Source organism: Salarchaeum japonicum (assembly GCF_049705945.1).
GTDB lineage: Archaea > Halobacteriota > Halobacteria > Halobacteriales > Halobacteriaceae > Salarchaeum > Salarchaeum japonicum_A.
Window position 1 is genome coordinate 1,749,001 of the sequence record NZ_JBNAMV010000004.1, and the last position, 19,875, is coordinate 1,768,875.

General features: G+C 65.5%; 16 protein-coding genes. 5 read left to right on the plus strand and 11 right to left on the minus strand.

Annotated features, from left to right (window positions below; translation table 11 throughout):
- Window positions 1-84: 84 nt before the first annotated feature.
- The 8 genes from ACOZ4O_RS11275 to ACOZ4O_RS11310 all read right to left on the minus strand — a co-directional run bounded on the left by ACOZ4O_RS11275 (window position 85) and on the right by ACOZ4O_RS11310 (window position 10,662).
- Window positions 85-2,832 (minus strand): BGTF surface domain-containing protein, encoded by a 2,748-nt coding sequence (locus ACOZ4O_RS11275; RefSeq protein ID WP_424525406.1) that lies wholly within the window; start codon window positions 2,830-2,832, stop codon window positions 85-87.
- A 225-nt stretch (window positions 2,833-3,057) separates the two neighbouring features.
- The gene (locus ACOZ4O_RS11280; protein ID WP_424525407.1) at window positions 3,058-3,966 is read right to left on the minus strand and encodes a DMT family transporter; all 909 of its coding nucleotides are present in this window, start codon (window positions 3,964-3,966) and stop codon (window positions 3,058-3,060) included.
- A gap of 25 nt (window positions 3,967-3,991) precedes the next feature.
- Window positions 3,992-4,492: an HPP family protein gene (locus ACOZ4O_RS11285; protein WP_424525408.1), complete on the minus strand. Its 501-nt coding sequence runs from the start codon at window positions 4,490-4,492 to the stop codon at window positions 3,992-3,994.
- 21 nt (window positions 4,493-4,513) lie between these two features.
- The gene (locus ACOZ4O_RS11290) at window positions 4,514-5,731 is read right to left on the minus strand and encodes an ABC transporter ATP-binding protein (protein ID WP_424525409.1); all 1,218 of its coding nucleotides are present in this window, start codon (window positions 5,729-5,731) and stop codon (window positions 4,514-4,516) included.
- The gene (locus tag ACOZ4O_RS11295) at window positions 5,724-6,908 is read right to left on the minus strand and encodes an ABC transporter ATP-binding protein (protein WP_424525410.1); all 1,185 of its coding nucleotides are present in this window, start codon (window positions 6,906-6,908) and stop codon (window positions 5,724-5,726) included. Before ACOZ4O_RS11295 ends, ACOZ4O_RS11290 begins: the two co-directional genes overlap by 8 nt.
- 1 nt (window position 6,909) lies before the next feature.
- On the minus strand, window positions 6,910-7,986 hold the full coding sequence (locus ACOZ4O_RS11300; RefSeq protein WP_424525411.1) for an ABC transporter permease: 1,077 nt from the start codon (window positions 7,984-7,986) through the stop codon (window positions 6,910-6,912).
- Window positions 7,986-9,032 carry an ABC transporter permease gene (locus tag ACOZ4O_RS11305; protein ID WP_424525412.1) on the minus strand — a complete coding sequence of 349 codons (1,047 nt, stop codon included), beginning with the start codon at window positions 9,030-9,032 and terminating at the stop codon, window positions 7,986-7,988. Before ACOZ4O_RS11305 ends, ACOZ4O_RS11300 begins: the two co-directional genes overlap by 1 nt.
- A gap of 10 nt (window positions 9,033-9,042) precedes the next feature.
- The gene (locus ACOZ4O_RS11310; protein ID WP_424525413.1) at window positions 9,043-10,662 is read right to left on the minus strand and encodes an ABC transporter substrate-binding protein; all 1,620 of its coding nucleotides are present in this window, start codon (window positions 10,660-10,662) and stop codon (window positions 9,043-9,045) included.
- 89 nt (window positions 10,663-10,751) lie between these two features.
- Here ACOZ4O_RS11310 and ACOZ4O_RS11315 point away from each other — a divergent pair, with 89 nt between their 5' ends.
- A complete protein-coding gene (locus ACOZ4O_RS11315) occupies window positions 10,752-11,360 on the plus strand; it encodes a ribonuclease H (protein ID WP_424525414.1) in 609 nt (202 codons plus the stop codon).
- Between the two features lie 183 nt (window positions 11,361-11,543).
- Here ACOZ4O_RS11315 and ACOZ4O_RS11320 read toward each other — a convergent pair whose 3' ends face one another.
- Window positions 11,544-13,790 carry an NADP-dependent malic enzyme gene (locus tag ACOZ4O_RS11320; protein ID WP_424525415.1) on the minus strand — a complete coding sequence of 749 codons (2,247 nt, stop codon included), beginning with the start codon at window positions 13,788-13,790 and terminating at the stop codon, window positions 11,544-11,546.
- 115 nt (window positions 13,791-13,905) lie between these two features.
- Here ACOZ4O_RS11320 and ACOZ4O_RS11325 point away from each other — a divergent pair, with 115 nt between their 5' ends.
- From ACOZ4O_RS11325 to ACOZ4O_RS11340, 4 genes are read left to right on the plus strand one after another with little or no spacing between them, the layout of a single operon-like run.
- Complete coding sequence (locus ACOZ4O_RS11325) at window positions 13,906-14,772, plus strand: COX15/CtaA family protein (protein ID WP_424525416.1); 867 nt, start codon at window positions 13,906-13,908, stop codon at window positions 14,770-14,772.
- A 53-nt stretch (window positions 14,773-14,825) separates the two neighbouring features.
- Window positions 14,826-15,647: a basic amino acid ABC transporter substrate-binding protein gene (locus ACOZ4O_RS11330; RefSeq protein ID WP_424525417.1), complete on the plus strand. Its 822-nt coding sequence runs from the start codon at window positions 14,826-14,828 to the stop codon at window positions 15,645-15,647.
- Between the two features lie 7 nt (window positions 15,648-15,654).
- On the plus strand, window positions 15,655-16,473 hold the full coding sequence (locus ACOZ4O_RS11335; protein ID WP_424525418.1) for an amino acid ABC transporter permease: 819 nt from the start codon (window positions 15,655-15,657) through the stop codon (window positions 16,471-16,473).
- On the plus strand, window positions 16,470-17,210 hold the full coding sequence (locus ACOZ4O_RS11340) for an amino acid ABC transporter ATP-binding protein (RefSeq protein WP_424525419.1): 741 nt from the start codon (window positions 16,470-16,472) through the stop codon (window positions 17,208-17,210). Before ACOZ4O_RS11335 ends, ACOZ4O_RS11340 begins: the two co-directional genes overlap by 4 nt.
- Here the strand turns inward: ACOZ4O_RS11340 and ACOZ4O_RS11345 are convergent.
- Both ACOZ4O_RS11345 and ACOZ4O_RS11350 read right to left on the minus strand, forming a co-directional pair.
- Window positions 17,207-18,262, minus strand: a complete 1,056-nt coding sequence (locus tag ACOZ4O_RS11345; protein ID WP_424525420.1) for a zinc-dependent alcohol dehydrogenase family protein — start codon at window positions 18,260-18,262, stop codon at window positions 17,207-17,209. The genes ACOZ4O_RS11340 and ACOZ4O_RS11345 overlap by 4 nt on opposite strands.
- Window positions 18,263-18,294: 32 nt before the next feature.
- Window positions 18,295-19,767, minus strand: coding sequence for a replication factor C large subunit (locus tag ACOZ4O_RS11350; RefSeq protein WP_424525421.1), 1,473 nt, complete (start codon window positions 19,765-19,767; stop codon window positions 18,295-18,297).
- Between the last annotated feature and the right edge of the window lie 108 nt (window positions 19,768-19,875).

Below are 19,875 nucleotides of genomic sequence, written 5' to 3' on the forward strand. Positions count from 1 at the left end.
ATTCGGCTGCACTGCGTCGCCACTACGCGAGTGAAAACAAAGAGAAATGCCGCGTATGACCGCTACCGGCGGTCAGTCGTTATTTTAGTTGTCGCGGCGGAGCGCGAGGAGCGCAGCGCCGAGGACCGCGACGAGCGCGAGTCCGACACCGAAGCCAGGCGTGCTACCGGACGAACCTTCCTCCGTCGTCGTCGTGGACGGAGCGGCGGTCGTCGTGGTAGTCGTCGACGTGGTGGTCGTACTCGTCGTCGTGGACGTCGTGGACGTCGTACTCGTCGTAGACGTCGTACTCGTCGTCGTGGTCTGTGCCTCGACAACGTTACCGGACGCCGTCGAGCTGGTCAGGCTGTTCGAGACAGTGAACGTGTCTCCAGCGTTGATGCCGCTCGGCGTGGTGAGGTCGTAGCCGGTTGCAGTCCACGAATCGTCGGGCTGGACCGTCACCTTCATCTTCTTGTAGAAGGGCGGCTCCGAGTCAGACGTCGACTGGATGATGACGTTGAGCGTCGTACCCGGTGCGTACGTGGACGAACCGGAGATGGAGACGTTCGACGTCGCCGTGACGTTCACCGGGTCCTGTGCGTAGGACACCGAGCCCGAAACGGTGCTGAAGGACGTCATGACGGACTGATTGTCGCCACCACGGAGGAGGCGGTCGTCAGTAACAGTCGCCGTGACGTTGAAGTTGTCTCCCGCTTTCACGGATGCGGGGTCACCGCCAAGGCCGCGTTCCCACGTAACCTTGTCCGGCTTGAACGCAACGTAGTACGTGTTGTTGTCCGCGTCCGCGATGAACGTGGTGTTACCCGTAGATGCAGACACGTTCAGAACCTTACCGACGCGGTTCTTGTCAGGATTGGTCTGCTTGACCGTAAGTTCGAGCGCACCAGACGTGAACGCAGTCTGGAGGTCATTCTTCGAGTCGACGAGGCCACCGAGGCCGGTCGCCGAAATCTGGTGAACGACGTAGTCGCTCGTCACGATGGAGCTGTCTTCCGTGAGCGAACCGGACGCGAGGAGACTCTGGACGTCGCTGGCGTCGCTAAGGGAAGCGCCGCTCGGTGCAGTCCAAGTCTTCACGCCGTTGGTCGAACGCTCCGTGATGGAGATGGAACCGACCGTGTCCGGGGACGTGAGTGCGTCGGAGACGCTGCCACCGTTCGTCGCGTAGAGGTTGTAACTTCCCGTGTCGAGGAGGTTACTGAGCTTCGTCTGGCTGTCCGTGCTGATACTGTCGTCGTCGCTGTTCTTCACGCTGACCGTGTCCGCGAGGCTCGTCGAATTACCAGCCTCGTACGTGTTGAACAGGATCGTGACAGTACCGTCTTTGTCACCGCCGTCGGTGACCGTGACGTTTGCTTGGTAGCCGGATTCGTCTTCGTCACCGATGACGACCGTGGCCTTTGTGGCTTCACCAGTGAACTCGACCGGAATCTCGACAATACCGCCCTGGTTCACCGAGTAACTCGCATCACCGGCGAAGTCGATGGAACCAGCCGTCTGTTCGTTGACGGTAAGTGTACCGGCTTCCGCAATGATGCCGGTCTGGATGTCGAGAACCTGAACAGAGTAGTTACCGGTAGTGCTCGGCACTCCGAGGGATTCAGTGACGGTGGTGTCACTGTCGATGGTGGTGGTGTTCGTCTGAACAACGTCACCATCAGAGTTCAGGAACTGAACCTCAACGTTACGACCCGCAACGTTTGAGGAGGCCGTCACGTCGACGGTCTCGTCGGTCGTGACCGAGTTGCTACCGAGCGACGCGCTCAGACCGAGGTTGCGGAGCGTGAGGTTACTCTTGACGCTCGTGTTAGTGAACGTAACCGTGTAGTCCTGGCTCGTACTCCGGTCGCTCGTACCGAGGACAGCGACGAAGCTGTTCGTGCCAGTCGAACGGGACGTGAGGAAGCCGTCGTCGCTACCGGAGAGCTCGAACGGAACGTTCGTCGAGCTGAGGTTGACGACAGCGACCTTCTCACCTTTGTAGGCGATACCGTCGCCTTCACCCTCTTCGAGGGTTGTAGACGTCGCGGTGATGGTGTGGTTCGTGCCGAAGAGCTCGAGCTTCGCACCGTCGTTCAGGTTCTTACCAACGTCGATGACGAGACGACCGTCGTCGTTCGTGTAGGTGGTGGACTTCGTGGCAGTCGTCACTTCGTTGCCGTTACGGTCGTAAACGGTGAAGTCACCGTCTCCGAGCTCACTTGAGAAGTTAGTGCCTTCCTCCGTCACGAGTTCGACGAAGTGCTTGCTTTCGCTCGGGGAGTTGAACTCAACCGGGCCCTGCGAGACGGTGACCTCCTGATCGCTTGAGGACACACCGATGGAAAGGGTCGGTGTCGCGTACGTGTTGGGGTCCGTCTGCGGGTTAACGTCAACACGCGTCTCGTAGTCGCCACTGCTGTCAGCGTTCGTGACGTTGTTGACTGTGACGTTCAGTACGTCGCCTTCGTTGAGGTTAACACCACTGCCGAAGTCGACCTGAAGCGTCTGGCCGTTGTCGACGTTAACGGTACTAACGTTCGCAGTGATGTCGCTACCGTTGAGCTCAGCGAACGTAATGTCGTTAACGTTATCGACGCTACTTAGGTCGAATGCGCTTGTGCCGTAGTCAATCTGGATGCGGTTCAGCGAATCACCATCGAGGTCAGACCCAATGGTGATGTTGACCTCGTGGCTTGTGGCTGCACTGGGCGCGTCGTCAACGGCACTGATAGAGCCACTCGTCTGCTCTGCAGAAACAGCACCCGTGAAGGCAACTGCGCCTGCGAACACAGACATGACCATCAGCGCGCTGAGGAGCACGCCGCGAATCTTATTGTTTCCTGTCATAGTTTGTTTCTAGGGGTCGCACGTCGGCTTTCGGCTCGCTGCGTACTCGCTGACGCACATGGGTAGGGGTACACTCACTCTTTACGTAGCCTCCATTAAATGCTTTGTGTGTTTCACCATCGCGGGCGACTGCTAGACGGCCGCCTCAGGCCGCGTAAATGCTTTGTGCAGAATCGGAGAAAATTCGTTTAAATACGGTATCTGTTGGCTAGGGGCGTGGGCGCGTCACACTCGCCACGACCCGATTTCGTCTTGTATCGCCTCGCGTTTCAGGAGGCAGAACCCGAGGAAGATGACGGCGAACCCGGCGGCGGTCGTCGCGTCCAACGCTTCACCGAGCACGAGGAACCCCGATACGGCGGCGAACACGGGCGCGACGTACGACACGAGGTTGATTTCGATGGGGCCGAGCCTGTCGAGGAGGTCGAAGTAGATGAGGAAGCCGAGCGCGCTCGCGACGAGCGAGAGGTAGGCGAGCGCCGCCACGGCCTCCCAGGTCCAGTCCACCGCCAGCGGCTCCCCGAGACCCAGACTCACGATGTGCATGAGGAGCGCGCCGAGCAGCATCGACCACGCCTCCATCGTCTCGATGGGGAGGTCGGCGTCCAAGTAGGTCGTGAGCACGCTCCCCAACGCGAAGCACGCCGCCGCGCCGAACACCAGCGCCTCGCCGAGCACGCCGGACTCGAACGCCGCGCTCCCCGGGTCGGCGAGCACCACCACGCCCACCAATCCGAGCACCAATCCGAGCAGGCCCGCGGGCGCGAGGCGTTCCTCCGGCAGGAACACCCGCGAAAACCCCGTGGTCAGCACGGGACTCAGGCTCACGACCACCGCGGCGGACGCGCTCGTCACGTCCGGACTCGTCTCCCCGACGAACAACAGCGCGTGATAGCCCGCGATGAGGAACACCGCGCCAACCCAGACCGCCAGCCACTCCCGCCGCCCCTCCGGAAGCAGGTGGTCGGTCGCGTACCCCGCGTACGCGAGCATCAACACCCCGGCGACGTCGTACCGGAGCGCCGCGAACAACACGGGCGGAAAGTAACTCAATCCGGCCTTGATAGCCATGAACGCCGCCCCCCACGCCGCGGCGAGCACGAGAAACAACGAGAGGTTCCGATACCGGGACACACCGAGAGTCGAACCGACGGGACGGTTAGGGTTTCGATGCGCGCTCGTCGCGGAGCGCGCGCACCACGTCCTCGCGTGTGATGATGCCCACGAGGTCGCCGTCGTCCAGCACGGGCACGCGGTTCACGTTCGGGTCGTCCGTCGCGAGGATGTCGAGCACGTCGTCGATAGACGCGTCCGGCGACACCGTCTCCACATCCCGCGTCATCACCTCGCGGACTGCTTTCCCGGCGGCCGCCGCCAGATCGAGCTCCGCGTCGAGCTCGTCCCACGACAGGTCGAACGCGTACTCCACCGTCTCCAGGAACGGCGGGAGGCCGATGGGAATCCAGAGCGTGCGGTCGCTCGGCTCGAACAAGTCCACGAAGTCCCGCTGGGTCACCACGCCCACGAGTTCGCCGTCCTCCAGGACGGGAAACCCGTTGAACTTCCGTCGAGAGAGCTTCCCGAGGACTTCAGCGACCTCGTCGTCGGCGTCAACCGTCTCTACGTCCGCCGTCATCACGTCGCGCACGAGCAGCGTCATACCCGGAGTGAGACGGCCCCGCTACGTAGTGGTTGCGGGGTCGTCCAGATGGCAGGCCGCGGGCTGCTCGCCCTCGCCGAGCTCGGGCGCGTCCGTCTCGCACACGGTCTGGAACGTCTCCCGCAACCGCTCGCGGGCCGCGTCACCGCCGCCCGCCGCGAGCGACTCGAACGCGTCCTCCACGGCGTCGCGCGCACGCCCGGACAACTCAGCCGACACGTGCTCCGTCCACTCGTCGGGAGAGTCTACGTCATCGGGACCGAAGTCCCCGCGCTCCAAGCGGTCACGCAGGTCCATCACAGACCGGAACGCCTCCTGGTCGATGTCGAGGCCGTCGGGCGGGATGACGTGCGGACACCGCGTACGGAACCGACACCCCGACGGCGGGTTCCGCGGCGACGGCACGTCCCCGCTCAGCGTCCGCACCTCGCGCTCGGACTCTTGGGTGTCCGCGCGCGGCACGCTCTCCAGCAACGCCTGCGTGTACGGATGCCGTGGGTTCTCGAAGATACCGTCCACGTCACCCGTCTCCACGATTTCGCCGAGGTACATCACGGCGACCCTATCGCAGATGTGGCGGACGACGGAGAGGTCGTGCGCGATGAACAGGTACGTCAAGCCGAGTTCCTCCTGCAGGTCTTCGAGGAGGTTCAGTATCTGTGCCTGCACGCTCACGTCGAGCGCCGACACGGGTTCGTCCAGCACGAGAAAGTCGGGTTCCAGCGCGAGCGCGCGAGCGATGCCGACGCGCTGGCGCTGCCCGCCCGAGAACTCGTGGGGATAGCGGTCGAACTGGTCCGCGGACAGCCCCACGCGCTCTAGGAGTTCGCGCACGCGCTCGTCCGCCCCCGACACGTTGTGTACGTCCAAGGGCTCTCGCACGATTTGGCCGATGGTCATCCGGGGGTCGAGGCTCGCGAACGGGTCCTGGAAGACGATGCCGGCGCGCCGCCGGAACTCCTTCATCTCCTCGCCTTTCATCTCTCCGACGTTCGCGCTGTCGAACTCCACCGTCCCGCCGGTGGGTTCGCGAAGCCGCAGCACGGTCTCACCAGTCGTGGACTTCCCGCAACCCGATTCGCCGACCAATCCGAGCGTCTCCCCTTCCTCGACGTCGAACGACACGCCGTCGACGGCCTGCACCGCGTCCGGCTCCCGCCGAAGCACGGTGTCGAGGAGGCTGTCCCGCTCGTAGTAGTACTTCTCCAAATCGTCGACCGAGAGTAACGTCTCACTCATCGCTATCACCCGTGAAGTAGTCGTCCGGGAGCGCACGCGCCTCGTCGTACTCGTGGTCCGCGAGGTAGCACTTCGCCGCGTGCTCGTCGCTCCCGCTCTCGCACGCGAACTCCGGCGGTTTCTCCAGGCATTCCTCCATTGCCTTCGGACAGCGGTCCGCGAAGTAACACCCGCTCCCCATCTCCTCGTCAAGCAGACTGGGGACGTTCCCCTCGATGGGGTTCAGTCGCGGCGCGGGGTCGTCCAGGTCGGGAATACTCCCGAGAAGCCCCGCCGTGTACGGATGCGTGTACTCCTCGAACACGTCCGCGAGCGTTCCGCGCTCCGCGATTTCGCCCGCGTACATCACGCCGACCCGGTCCGCCATCCGCGCGATGACGCCGAGGTTGTGCGTGATGAGCATCACGCTCATTCCGCGCTCCTCCTGCAACTCCTTGAGGAGGTCGAGGATTTGCGCCTGAATCGTCACGTCGAGCGCCGTGGTCGGTTCGTCAGCGATGAGCACGTCCGGTTCGCCCGCGAGCGCCATCGCGACCATCGCGCGCTGCAACATTCCACCGCTGAACTGGTGGGGATGTTCCTCGTAGCGCTCCTCGGGGTCCGGAATCCCCACGAGGTCAAGAAGTTCGATAGCGCGCGCCCGCGACGCCTCGGAGACGTAGTTCTTCGTCGGCAACAACGCGTCCGCGAACAGCGAGCCGAGCCCGTAGCCCTGCGTCCGCGACCGAGTGGCGCGCGGGTTCGCCTCCGCGCGCCGCTGCACCTCCACCGCCTCCGCGATCTGCTCGCCAACCGTCACGGAGGGATTGAGGCTACTCATCGGGTCCTGGAAGATCATCCCGAAGTCCGGGCCGCGGAGCGCGCGCCGCTCCCGTTCCGGCAACTGGAGGAGGTCGACGTACTCGCCGTCCACCACCTCCTCAGCGTAGTCCTCGCGTGCGCGCTCGGCGAGGTCGGGGTGCCGGTACCAGATTTCGCCGTCCGTCACCTTGCCGGGGTTCTCGACGAGGTCGACGATGGAGAGCGCGGTGACGGACTTCCCGCTCCCCGACTCGCCGACGACGCCGAACACTTCCCCGCTCTCGATGGTGAAACTCACGTCCTCGACGGCGTTCACCTGGCCCTGCTCCGTGAAGAACCGCGTCGAGAGACCCTCGACGCGAAGCACGTCCGTCATCTCAGACACCTCCCTCCCCCTCGATACCTGGGTCGAGGGCGTCCCGGAGCCAGTCCCCGATGAGGTTGATTCCGATCACTGAGAGGACGATAGCGAGTCCCGGCACGGTCGAAATCCACCACGAGGTCGCGAGGTACTGTCGTCCCTGCGAGATGTCGAAACCCCACGAGAGCGTGGTGCCCGAGAACCCGAGGAAGGACAGCGAGGATTCGAGGAGGATGATAGCCGCGACCTGAATCGTCGCCAGCACGAGAATGGGCGTGATGGCGTTCGGCAGGACGTGCGAGCGGAGGATGCGGAAGTTGCTCGCGCCGACGCTGCGCGCCGCCTTCACGTACTCTTGGTCGACGAGCGTGAGCGCTTCGCCGCGCGCGACCCGCGCGAACCACACCCAGTTCACGAGCGCGACCACCAATATGACTGTTCCCGGTATCTTGAACGTCGCCGGCATCCCCGGCGCGAGGCCGAGCGCGACGAACGGGTCGTGCACGGCGATTCCTTGCTTGCCGAACAGGCCGACGAGCGCGACTGCGAGCACGAGCGACGGGAACGCGAGCATTACGTCCGCGCTCCGCATCAGCGCGTCGTCCACCTTCCCGCCGAAGTAGCCCGCGGACAGCCCGATTGCCACGCCGACGAACGCGGCGATACCGGACCCGAGCAGTCCGACGAGCAGACTCACACGCGCGCCGTAGAGCGCCCGCGAGAACATCCCCTGGCCGAGCGAGTTCGTGCCGAGCGGATACTCCGCTGTCGAATTCACCCACACGGTCTTCTCCACGACAGTGACGGAGCCGTTCACCACCTCGGAGGTCGTCTGCGTCGTCGCCGCGCTGAACCCGAGCGGCGGCAGGTGCGTCTGGTTCAAGTGCTGTACCTGTGGGTTGTTCGGCGCGATGAACGGCGCGAACACCGCTGCGAGGACGATAACGACGAGCAACGCCACGCCGAGTTTCGCGAGCAGACTCCGCGACAGTTCGGACTTGAGGTTCCGAATCGTCCGCGGCGACGCCGCCTTCCCGAGCACCGCGGCGATGCCGCCGAACAGCCAGTCGAAGAAATCACTGAGGAGACTCATTAGTCGTTCACCACCTGGGGGTTGACGTACGCGTACAGCGCGTCGACGAGGATGTTGATGAGGACGAAACCGCAGCCGATGACGATGAGCGACCCCTGAATGACTGTCCAGTCACGCCGATTGATGGCGTCGATGAGGAGCGACCCGAGGCCCGGCCAGTCGAACACGCTCTCCGTGATGACCGCGCCGCCGATGAGCGTCCCCAACTGCAGGCCGAGCACCGTGATGATGGGGATGAGCGTGTTCTTGAGCACGTGCCGGTAGCGCGTCCGCGTCTCCGGCAGCCCCTTCGCCCGGAGCGCCTGCACGTACGCCTGCCCGAGTTCGTCCAGCATCCCGCTCCGCGTGAGCCGCGTGATGAGTGCCGTGAAGTACGTTCCCAGCGTTATCGCCGGAAGCGTCATGTGCTGGAACCACTCTATCATCGGCGCTGTGTTCCCGGACAGCAGGTACCGCAGGCCGTCGTAGAACAGCACGGGACTCCCTTGGTAGCGCGCCATCCCGCTCGTCGGCGGGCTGAACCAGCCCAGCCACGCCCACGCGCCCGTGAGCTGGTCGAGCTGGATCGCCATCACGAGCACGAGCATGATACCGAGCCAGAAGTTCGGCGTGCTGATACCGACCAGCGAGAACGTCGTCGCCGCGTAGTCGCTCGGCTCGTGGCGGTTCGTCGCGCTGATGACGCCGAGCGGAATCGAGAGCACGATAGCGACGACGGACGCCGCGACCGCCATCTCGATTGTCGCCGGTAACCGACCGAACACGACATCCGACACGGGCAGTCCCTTCGCGACGATGTACGACTGCCCGAAGTCGCCCTGCATCACGCCCGTGAGGTAGTTCCAGTACTGGGTGTATATCGGTTGGTTCAGCCCGAGCTCCGCGGCGATACGCGCCCGGAGCTCCGGCCCCGCGTCGAGCGGCGCGATGAACGACACCGGGTTACCCGGCGTCAGATACCGCAGGAGGAACACCACCGTCACCACGCCCCAGATGACGAGGATACCCTGCAGTATCCGTTTCGAGATGAAGCGAGCGAAAGACATGACGGAGGAGTTACGTCTGACTCATCGCGTACGCGTCGATACGCTCGTCACGACGCGCCCGCCACGAGATCCGCTGGGACACGCCGTACACGCTGTACTGGCGGTTCAGGAAGATCCAGGGCGCCTGCTCGTTCGCGTGCGCGTTCGCCTGTTCGAGGTATTCCCGGCGCTGCTCGGTGTCGGACTCGCTCTGCGCCTGCTCGATGAGCGAGTCGAACTCGTCGTTCTTGTACGACGTGAGCGCGCCGTCGCTCGTCAGGAGCGGAATCAGCGTCTGGCTCGCGTCGAACGTCGCGTTCCCCCAGCCGATGAGGTACCAGTGCGGACTCGTCGTGATATCGCCGTCCGTGAGTTCGCCCGCGAGCGACGCGAACTCGCGCTGGTTCAGGCTCGCGGAGACGTTCGGTAGTTCGTCGATCTGGTTCACGACCGCCTGCGCGATCTCCACGTCCTTCAGGTAGCGGCCGACCGGACTGTGGAGTTCGATCTCCGCGCCCGCGTACCCGCTGTCCTCCACGAGCTGCTCGGCCTGGTCGGGGTCGTAGGGGTACGGACTCAGCTCCTCGTTGTACCCGACGAACCCTTGGAGGGTCGGCTGACTCGTCGCGTCCCCGAACGTGTCGAGCACGCTTTCGATGATTGCGTCGAGGTCCACCGCGTAGTTCATGGCCTTCCGGAACTCAACGGAGTCGAACGGCTCCACGTCGTACCGCATCCCGTTGTAGAGGACGCGCGAACTCGACACCGCGTCGATGCGGGTGTCCTCACCGTTCTGCACGCGCGAGATGTCCTGCGGCGGCACGTTCACGACCACGTCCGTCTCACCCGCGAGAAGCTGATTCACGCGCGTGCTGGACTCGCTCGCCGAGTTGAACGTCAGCTCAGAAATCGACGCGGGTTCCTGCCAGTAGTCGTCGAAGCGTTCGAGGACGACCTGCACGCCCTGCTCGTAGTTACTGAACTCGAACGGCCCCGTACCGTTCATGTGGGTGGCGATGTAGTCGGCGTCGTTATCCTCCACCCACGCCTGCTCCATCACGTCGCCGTACGAGGCGAACAGGGAGAACACCGCGGGATTCAGGCCGTCAGACATCACGTCGACCGCACGCTCGCCGTCGACGACTTCCGCGCCCGTCACGCCCGCAAGCTGGTCCGACTGCGGGCTGTTGATGCCGACATCGGGGTCGACGATGCGGTTGATGGAGTACGCCACGTCACCGGGCGTGAGGTCGTTCCCGCTGTGGAACGTCGGGCCGTCCCGAATCTGGAAGCGAACGCGACCGTCCTCCACGCGCTCCCAGTCGGTCGCGAGCTGCGCCTGCATCTGGCCCGTGCGCGTCCGAGAGAGCAGGCCCTCGTACGTGTGCAGCACGACGTTGTCCGTCGGCGTCGACCGGTGGTCCTGGGGGTCGAGCGTCGTCGGCATCTGGCCCTGCGTGATGGTCACGGGGAACTCTTGGCTCCCGCTCGTCGTCTGCGTCGTTCCCTGTGTCGTCCCGGACGTCGTCGTCTCCGTGGTCGTGTCTCCACCGCCCTGACAGCCGGCGAGCGCAGCGGTCACGGCCGCGCCACCGACGCCGGTCAGGAACGTCCGCCGACTCGTCGAACTATGTTCGTCACTACCTGTCATACCCAATTCTCACACGTGAACGCATATATAGGCTGTGCTGTCGCCCCTACCGGCGCACAGTTTAAGTCTCACCGAGTCAATCACGAAACATGGCGCACGCCGGGCGCTCCAGCCTCAGAACACTCTTCGACGACGCGCCGACCCCTCACATCGCCCATCCGCCACACACCCATCACCGAGACTTCTACGTCGCCACCGACGGGTCCTACGTGGACGGAACGGGCGGTCTCGGCGTCATCATCGAATCCCGGAGCGGCGAGCGCGTCGCCCGCCTCGCCGTCCCCGACCAAGTCCCCGACAACAACGTCGCGGAGTACCGCGCGCTCCACCTCGGCCTCGACGTGCTCGCCGCACGCGCCCCCCGCGACGCTCGCGTCGGCGTGCTCGTCGACCACGACGAGGTCGCGGCGAACGTCAACCTCGCCGCGCTCGCCGCGAAAGGCCCCGACTACCGGCCGCTCCGCGACGTGTCCGTGCCGTCAACGGTCGGCCACCACTGGCGCGGCATCCGCGCACGCGTCGCCTCCTTCACCGAACTCCGCGCCGCCAGCCTCCCGAGCGGCCGGAACCCCGCGCACGTCCTCGCGAACGCCCCCGACCAGTACGCCCACGTCAACGACGAACCCCCGAAGTGCCTCCTCCCCGGCCTCGACGAACCCGAACCACAGATTCCGCCGCCGAGCCGCGCGAATCGCTAAAATACCGGAAAAACGAGCGACGAAAAACGGAACCGGCCGCTATTCTTCTTGCGCGTCGACGACGGCGACGCCCGCGAGGTCCACGACCACCTTTTTCCAGTTCGGGGTCGCTATCGCGACCCACTCACTGCAAAAACCTGGAGGGAAAAAGCCGAGCGCGCCTCTGGCGCGCTCGGACGGTGATTATTCTTCTTGTGCGTCGACGACGGCGACGCCCGCGAGGTTCACGATGTCCTTGACTTCGTCGCCCCGCTGGAGGACATGGACGGGTTCGTCCATCCCGACGAGCATCGGGCCGATGGCGTCCGCGCCGCCGAGGCGCTGGAGGAGTTTGTACCCGATGTTTCCGGCTTCGAGGTTCGGGAAGATGAGGACGTTCGCGGCCTCGTCGAGGTCGGCGAAGTCGTACGTCCCGGAGAGGATGTCTTCGACGACGGCGGTGTCGGCCTGCATCTCGCCGTCCACCGGGAAGTCGATATCGGGGTCCTCCCGCAGCGACGCCGCGGCGTCACGGACCTTCCGCGTGCCCTCGGTGTCGACGCTCCCGAAGTTCGAGTAGGAGAGCATCGCGACGCGCGGGTCGACGTTGAAGCGGCGCGCGAGGTTCGCGGTGTGTTCTGCGACCTCGGCCAGCACTTCCTTCGAGGGGTCCTGGTTCACCGTGGTGTCCGCGGCGAACACGACGCGGTTCTTGAACGTCAGCATGTAGACGCCCGCGACGTAGTCCGCGTCCGGAGCCGTGCCGATGACCTGGAGCGGCGGCTTGAGCGCGCTCGGATAGTGGTGGGTGAGGCCGGTGAGGAGAGCGTCCGCGTCGCCCTCCTCAACCATCACGCTCCCGAGGTAGTTCGAGTCCTTCGCGACGAGTTCGCCGGCCTCGCTCCGCGTCACGCCCTTGCGCTTGCGGAGTTCGTGGAGCCGGTCCGCGTACGCGTCGTGGTCGCCCTCGTCCGGGTCCACGATGTCCGGGTCGAAGTCCAGGCCGAGCCCGCTCACCGTTCCCTCGATGGTGTTCCGGTCGCCCAGGAGCACGGGTTCCGCGATGCCTTCCTCTTGGAGCTGGTAGGCCGCGCGAATCATCTTCTCGTTGTCGCCCTCGGCGAGCGCGACGCGCTTCGGGTCGCTCTTCGCCTTGTTCAGGACGACCCGCATCATCTCCCGCGACTTGCCGAGGCGGGCTTCGAGGCGCTCGCGGTACTCCTCGAGGTCGACGGACTGCCGGGCGACCCCGGTCTCCATCGCGGCGTCCGCGACCGCGGGCGCGACCTCGAACAGCACGCGGGGGTCGAGCGGCTTCGGAATGATGTACTCCGCGCCGAACTGCAGCGGCTGGTCGCCGTACGCCTTCACGACCGCGTCCGGCACGTCTTGGCGCGCGAGGTCGGCGAGCGCCTCCGCGGCCGCGACTTTCATCTCCTCGTTGATGTCGGTCGCGCGCACGTCGAGCGCGCCCCGGAAGATGAACGGGAACCCGAGCACGTTGTTCACCATGTTCGGGTAGTCCGACCGCCCGGTCGCCATGATGACCGTGTCGTCGCGCGCGGTCTTCGCCTCGACGTACCCGATTTCGGGGTCTGGATTCGCCATCGCGAAGATGATGGGGTCCTCCGCCATCGACTGCACCATCTCCTCGCTCACGATACCGCCGACGCTGAGCCCGACGAATACGTCCGCGCCCTCCATCGCGCCCGCGAGGTCGTCGGCGTCGGTCTCCCGCGCGAACTCCTGCTTGTACTCGTTTACGTCCTCGCGGTCGGGCGTGATAGGTCCCGAGGAGTCACACATCGTGATGTTCTCCTTCCGGACGCCGAGCGAGACGTAGAACCGGGCGCTCGCGATTGCGGACGCGCCCGCGCCCGAGAACACGACCTCCACGTCTTCGAGGTCCTTCCCGGAGATGTCGGCGGCGTTCAGGAGCGCCGCGCCCGAGATGATGGCCGTCCCGTGCTGGTCGTCGTGGAACACGGGAATGTCCATCTCCTCCCGGAGGCGGTTCTCGATGACGAAGCACTCTGGGGCCTTGATGTCCTCCAGATTGATGCCGCCGAACGTCGGTTCCATCGCCGACACCGACGTGACGATGTCTTCTGCGTCCTGCTGGTCGAGTTCGATGTCGAACACGTCGATGTCCGCGAACCGCTTGAACAGCACGCCCTTCCCCTCCATTACGGGCTTTGACGCCTGCGCGCCGATGTCACCGAGGCCGAGAACGGCCGACCCGTTCGACACGACGCCGACGAGGTTCCCCTTCGCCGTGTACTGGTAGGCGTCGTCGGGGTTCTCCGCGATTCGCTCACAGGGCGCGGCGACCCCGGGCGAGTACGCGAGCGAGAGGTCGCGCTGCGTGTTCGTCGGCTTCGTCGTCGATATCTCTATCTTCCCCGGCGGGTCTTCACGGTGGTAGTCTAAGGCGTCCTCGTCGAGTCCCATACCGAACCCCCGACACCGAACGCCAAAAAACTACCCGAACCCGTCGAAGACCAATTCGACAGACGACGAAGACAGGACCTGTGTCCCTAAGTAGGACGCCGCAGAACACCCGACTATGGCTTTCCATCGACGGGCCGTCGCGTGGCTGGACGACCACGCCCCGGAGATCGCGCTCGCCACCACCGGCGTGACGTTCTTCCTCCTCCTGCTCGGCCTCTACACGGCCGCCGTCGGCGCGGGCGCGACCTGCAACGAGACGTATCCCGGTTGCGCCGGCCAGCTCTCCCCGTTTGGCCTCACGCTCCCCCAGTTCATCGAGTGGTTCCACCGGTTCGTCGCGATGGCGGTCGGGTTCGTCATCTTCGGGAACGCGCTCGTCCTCCAGCACCGCTTCCCCGGCACGAACGCGAGCCGCGCCGGCTGGACAGCCCTCGTCCTCCTGCCGCTTCAGGTCGTCCTCGGCGGCACCACCGTCACCTTCGCCGGCCTCGTCGAGGGCGGGTACACGCCGTCCGTCCAGTCGCTTCACTTCATCGCCGCGTTCGCCATCTTCTCCGCGCTGGTCGCCGCGACCGCGTGGGCGTACCAGCGCGACGGCCGCATCAGTTCGAACGCGCCACGAACCGCGCTCGCGGTCGGCGCGGGCGCGTTTCTCGCGCATCTCCTGCTCGTCCGTGACCTCCTCCTCACCTACACCGCGACCGTTCAGACGCTCTACCACTTCGCCGCACTCCTCGGGTTCGCCGCGCTGCTCGCCGCGCTCTGCTGGAACACCGGCGAGCTCTCGACGCGCGCCCGCACCGCCGCCGGCGCCGCCGTCGGCTTCTACCTCGGCGAAACCGCGCTCACCGTCGGACTGGTACTCGTCACGACACCCGTCGAAGTCGCCGCGTACGCTGCCGCCGCGCTCGCGCTCGCCGCCGCCGGCATCGCCGCGCGCACCGCCACCAGCGGGGGTCGCGCCCGCTCGACCGCCGAGTGAACGTTGCGGTATGGGTAAACAGTTTATACGTGATGCCGTTTAATGAAGGTCGTATGGACGGAACTAGCAGACGCACGTACCTCAAAGGAACCGCCGCGGGCGCCGCGACCCTCGGACTCGCAGGCTGTCTCGGGTTCGGCGGCAGCGGCGAAGACACCATCCAGATCGGGAGCGACATCCCCTACCCGCCGTTCGAATACCGGGAAGCCGACGGCACGCTCGTCGGGTTCGACGTGGACATCGCCGCGGCCGTGTTCGGCGAACAGCTCGAAATGACGCCGGAGTTCAATCAGACCGCGTTCGACGGCATCATCAGCGCGCTGAACAACGGGAACTTCCGCGTCATCATGTCCGCGATGACGATTAACGACACGCGCGCGGAGAAAGTCGACTTCTCCGACCCCTACTTCACCGCGTACCAGACCATCGTCGTCCCCCAGAACAGCGACGTGACCACGAAGGAAGACCTCCGTGGCACGACCATCGGCGTCCAGAAGGGAACGACCGGCTCCACGGCGGCCGCGGAACTCAAGGAGGAGTTCGGCGGCGACCTCGACATCAAGCAGTACGACCTCATCGCGGACGCGTTCAACGCCATCCTGAACAATCAGGTCGACGCCATCATCAACGACAACACCGTCAACGCCCAGTACATCTCCCAGAACGAGGACCAACTCCGGTTCGTCGAGGGCGACGGCGCCGCCGTCGAACAGGGGAAGAACGCGCCGCCCTACCTGACGCTCACCGTCGAGGAGTACGGCATCGCGTTCCGTCAGGACGACGACGACCTCCGCGAACAAGTCAACGAGGCGCTCGCCACCATCCGCGAGAACGGAACGTACGACGAAATCTACAACGAGTACTTCGAGGGCTAACCCCCCGATGGCCGACGCCTTCTCCGAGACCGACCCCCAAACGAACACGGGTCTCCTGACCGACAGGAACGTCCGGCTCGCGGGACAGGTCGTCGCGGTAGTGTTCGCTGCCGCCGTCCTCTACCTCCTCTACCGCATCGCCTCCCTCGTCGACCTCGGACTCCTCGAAACGATCTTCCCGCGGTTCGTCGACGCCTACCTCCTCGTGCTGTTCATCTTCGTCGTCGGCGGCGTCCTCTCCGTGATTCTCGGCGTGTTCGTCGGACTCGGCCGGATCTCGCGCTCCACCCTCACACGGGGCGTGACGGTCGGCTACGTCGAGTTCTTCCGCGGAACCCCACTGCTGTTCCAACTCATCGTCATCTACTACGGCATCCCGACGCTGTTCGGCGGCCCCGACTTCCCCATCCAGAACTGGGAGATACCGGCCGCCATCCTCGGACTGACACTCAACCACGGCGCGTACATCGGCGAAGCCATCCGCGGCGGTATCAACTCCGTCCCGGACGGCCAGATGGAGGCCGCGCGCTCGCTCGGCATGTCCTACATCGGCGCGATGCGCGAGGTCGTGCTCCCGCAGGCGTGGCGGAACGCCCTGCCCGCCATGGGGAACGACCAGGTCATCCTCATCAAGGACACCTCACTCCTCACCGTCATCGCCGTCCCCGAACTCCTCAGTCAGTTCCGGGACGTCTACTCGACGACGTTCGACCCGTGGACGCCGATTCTGCTCGTCGCCGTCGCCTACCTCTGCCTCACGCTCCCGCTGAGCTACGTCGTGACGTACTTCGAGCGGCGCGCGAGCCCCGGAGGTGACAACGAATGAGCGACCCACAACTCGTCTTCGACGGCGTGAACAAGTACTTCGGCGAGAACCACGTCCTCAAGGACATCGACCTCGACGTCGAGGACGGCGAAGTCGTCGTCGTCGTCGGCCCCTCTGGAAGCGGGAAGTCAACGCTCCTCCGGTGTACGAACCGCCTGGAGGAGATTCAATCGGGCGAAATTCGCTTAGAGGGCGTCTCCCTCACCGACCCCGAGACGGACATCAATCTCCTCCGTCAGCGCATCGGGATGGTGTTCCAGTCGTTCAACCTCTTCCCGCACAAGACCGCCCTGCAGAACGTCACGCTCGCCCCGCGGAAAGTGAAGGGCATCGCCGCGGACGACGCCGAGCAGACGGCGCGCGACCTCCTGCAGCGCGTCGGCCTCGAACAGAAGGCCGACTCCTATCCGCACCAGCTCAGCGGCGGCCAACAGCAGCGCGTCGCCATCGCGCGAGCGCTCGCGATGCGGCCGCACGTGATGCTGTTCGACGAGGTGACGAGCGCGCTCGACCCCGAACTCGTCGGGGAAGTCCTCTCCGTGATGCGCGACCTCGCGGACGAGGGAATGACGATGCTCGTCGTCACCCACGAGATGGGGTTCGCGCGCGAGGTCGGCGACCGCATCGTCCTCATGGCCGACGGCGAGAAAGTCGAGGAAGCACAGCCCGAGGAGTTCTTCGAGAACCCGGAGACGGACCGCGCGAAGCAGTTCCTCTCCAAGTTCCTCGAAGTCTAGAACTCCGTCACCACTTCGACGCCGTTCGTTCCGTAGTCGTCCATCGCCGCCAGCCGCGCCGGTACCTCGTCCAGGGAGAGTTCGCGCGTGACGAGCGCGTCCGGGTCGACTTTGTCGGCGTCGATGAGCGAGAACAGTTCGTCGTAGCTCGTCGGCGACATCCCGCGCGACCCGAGGAAGGAGAGTTCGTGTCGCGTCATGTAGTCGGTCGGGAGACTCACTTCGCCCTTCTCGGCGTCCGTCGTGAGGCCGAGTTGGACGTGCGTCCCACCGGAACGAAGGCTCTCGACGGACGCCCGGCACGTCTCAGCGCTCCCGAGCGCGTCCAGCGACACGTGCGCGCCGCCGACCCGCCGCCGAATCTCCGCGGGAACGTCCGATTCGTCGGCGTTCACGGTTTCCGCAGCACCCATTCGCGCCGCGGCGTCCAGCGCTTCCTCGCGGACGTCAACCGCGACGACGCGCGCGCCGAGCGCGTCTGCGACCTGCACCGCCGACAGGCCGACGCCGCCGCAACCGTGGACAGCCACCCAGTCGCCCGGAGCGAGCGGCGCGCGGTGCGCGAGCGCGTGAAACGCCGTCATGAACCGACAGCCGAGCGCGGCCGCCGCGCGTGCGGACACGCTCTCCGGGCGATGCGTGGCGTTGTAGTCCGCGTGGGGAACCGCGACGTACTCCGCGAACGCGCCCGGAACCGCGGGCTCGAACCCGAGCGCGTACCCGTCTTCGCAGCGGTTCCCGTGCCCCGACAGACACCGCGGACACGACCCGTCCCCGAGGCAGAACGGCACCGCCACGTCGTCACCCACCGCGAACTCCGACACCCGCTCACCCACCTCGACCACCCGGCCCGCTGGCTCGTGACCCAGGACTTGACCGAGCGGCACGTCGTCGTCCGCCCACTCGCCGTGGCCCTTCCACGCGTGCCAGTCGCTCCGACACACGCCGCACGCCTCCACCTCAACCACGACCCCGTGCGGGGCCGCCGACGGCCGGTCGCGCTCCTCGATACTCAGCGGTTCGCCGTACGCCCGCAGGACTGCCGCGCGCATACCCCTCCTGTGCGCTCCACCGAGTTAGGTCCCTAGAAGAAGTCTTCCAATCCCGACTGCGCGTCGTCCGCCTCCTCCTCGTCCACCGACCCCTCGCTGTCGTCCTCGTTGACGAACACGTCCTCCGCGTCACCGTCCGTATCGGTCGCGCCCGTCTCTTCCGTCTCCGTTCCGTCCGCGTCCGAGAGGTCAGATTGCCCCTCGAACGCGCCGCCCGAGTGCTCGACAGCGCGTTCCTCCCGGAGTTCCTGGGCGTCCTCGACGATGGACTCGACCTTGTTCGTGGTCTTCCCGCTGCCCGTGATAAAGGAGACGTGGTCCTCGTTCAGGTCGTAGGCGGCCGTCATCGCCACCGTGAGTTCGCGGTTCTTACAGTGGTGGGTCATCGCCGCGAGGAACGGAATCAGCTCCCGGCGCGCGCTCGACATGCTCACGCCCGCGGACTCCGCGATGTGGCGGGCGACGTAATCTCGCTTCTCGCGCGTGCCGCGGGAACTCCCGAGCTTCGACCAGTATGAGGGCGGCCCGTACCGCGTCCACCCGCCGTGGTCGCCCTGGCGCGCGGCCGCGACACCCGCGGCGATGTTGTCGGTCGCGTACCGCCAGTACGAGTAGTTCTGGGTCGCACGCACCCGCCCCAGCCACTTGTCGGCGTTCGACAGGAAGCCGTACGCGTCCGCCAGCTCCGCGCCGGTGTAGTCCTTCGAGACGTTGTCCTCCACCCAGTTCAGGAGGTCGTCCGGCGTCTCGTCCACGTCGTACGCCGCCTGCAGGGACTCCTGTGCGCCCTTGTTCTTGATGACGCCGTCCAGGAAGTCGAAGATCCCCTCCGTCGTGTCCCGGTCGCCCGTCACCACGTCTTCGGCTTCGAATACTTCGTCCGTCTCCGCGAGCGCCTGCAGGTCGTTCACCGCCGACCGCAAGTCGCCCGCGTTCTTCCGCGCGAGCGCGTCCAAGGCCTCGTCCTCGTACTCCACACCCTCCCGCCGACAGATGTCGCGCAGAACGGGCACGATGCTTCGCCGCGACACGTCCCGGAACTCGATCTCCTGACAGGCGTTCCGGAGTCCGTTCGACATGTCGTAGTACTCGTTCGCGATGAGCACCATCGGCTGGCTCGCCTCCTTCACCAGCCGCGTCACCGCCCGCGCGCCGCCGCGGTCCGCGTTCCCGTGGATGTTGTCCGCCTCGTCCATGATGACGAGCTTCCGTCCGCCCGAACCGCCCGTGAGCGTCCCGGACTTCGCCGCTTCCCCCGCGACGCGCTCGATGACGTCCTTCGTCCGGCTGTCGCTCGCGTTCAACTCGATGGTGTCCCAGCCCATGTCGCTCGCGAGCGCGTGCGCCGCCGACGTCTTCCCCACGCCAGGCGACCCGTGGACGATAACCGCCTCCCGGTGCTCTCCCCACGTCTCCGCCCACTCCTTCAGGGCGTTCCGGGCCTTGTCGTTCCCCCGGACCTCCGAGAGCGACGACGGGCGGTACTTCTCCGTCCAGTCAGACATTACCCGAGGTAGGGGCGAGCGGCGTTTAGTGGTTGCGAACGCCCCACCGACCTCGATTTGATATCCTAACTATCGGTTTATGGGGCGTAACGGCTACGGTCGTTCACA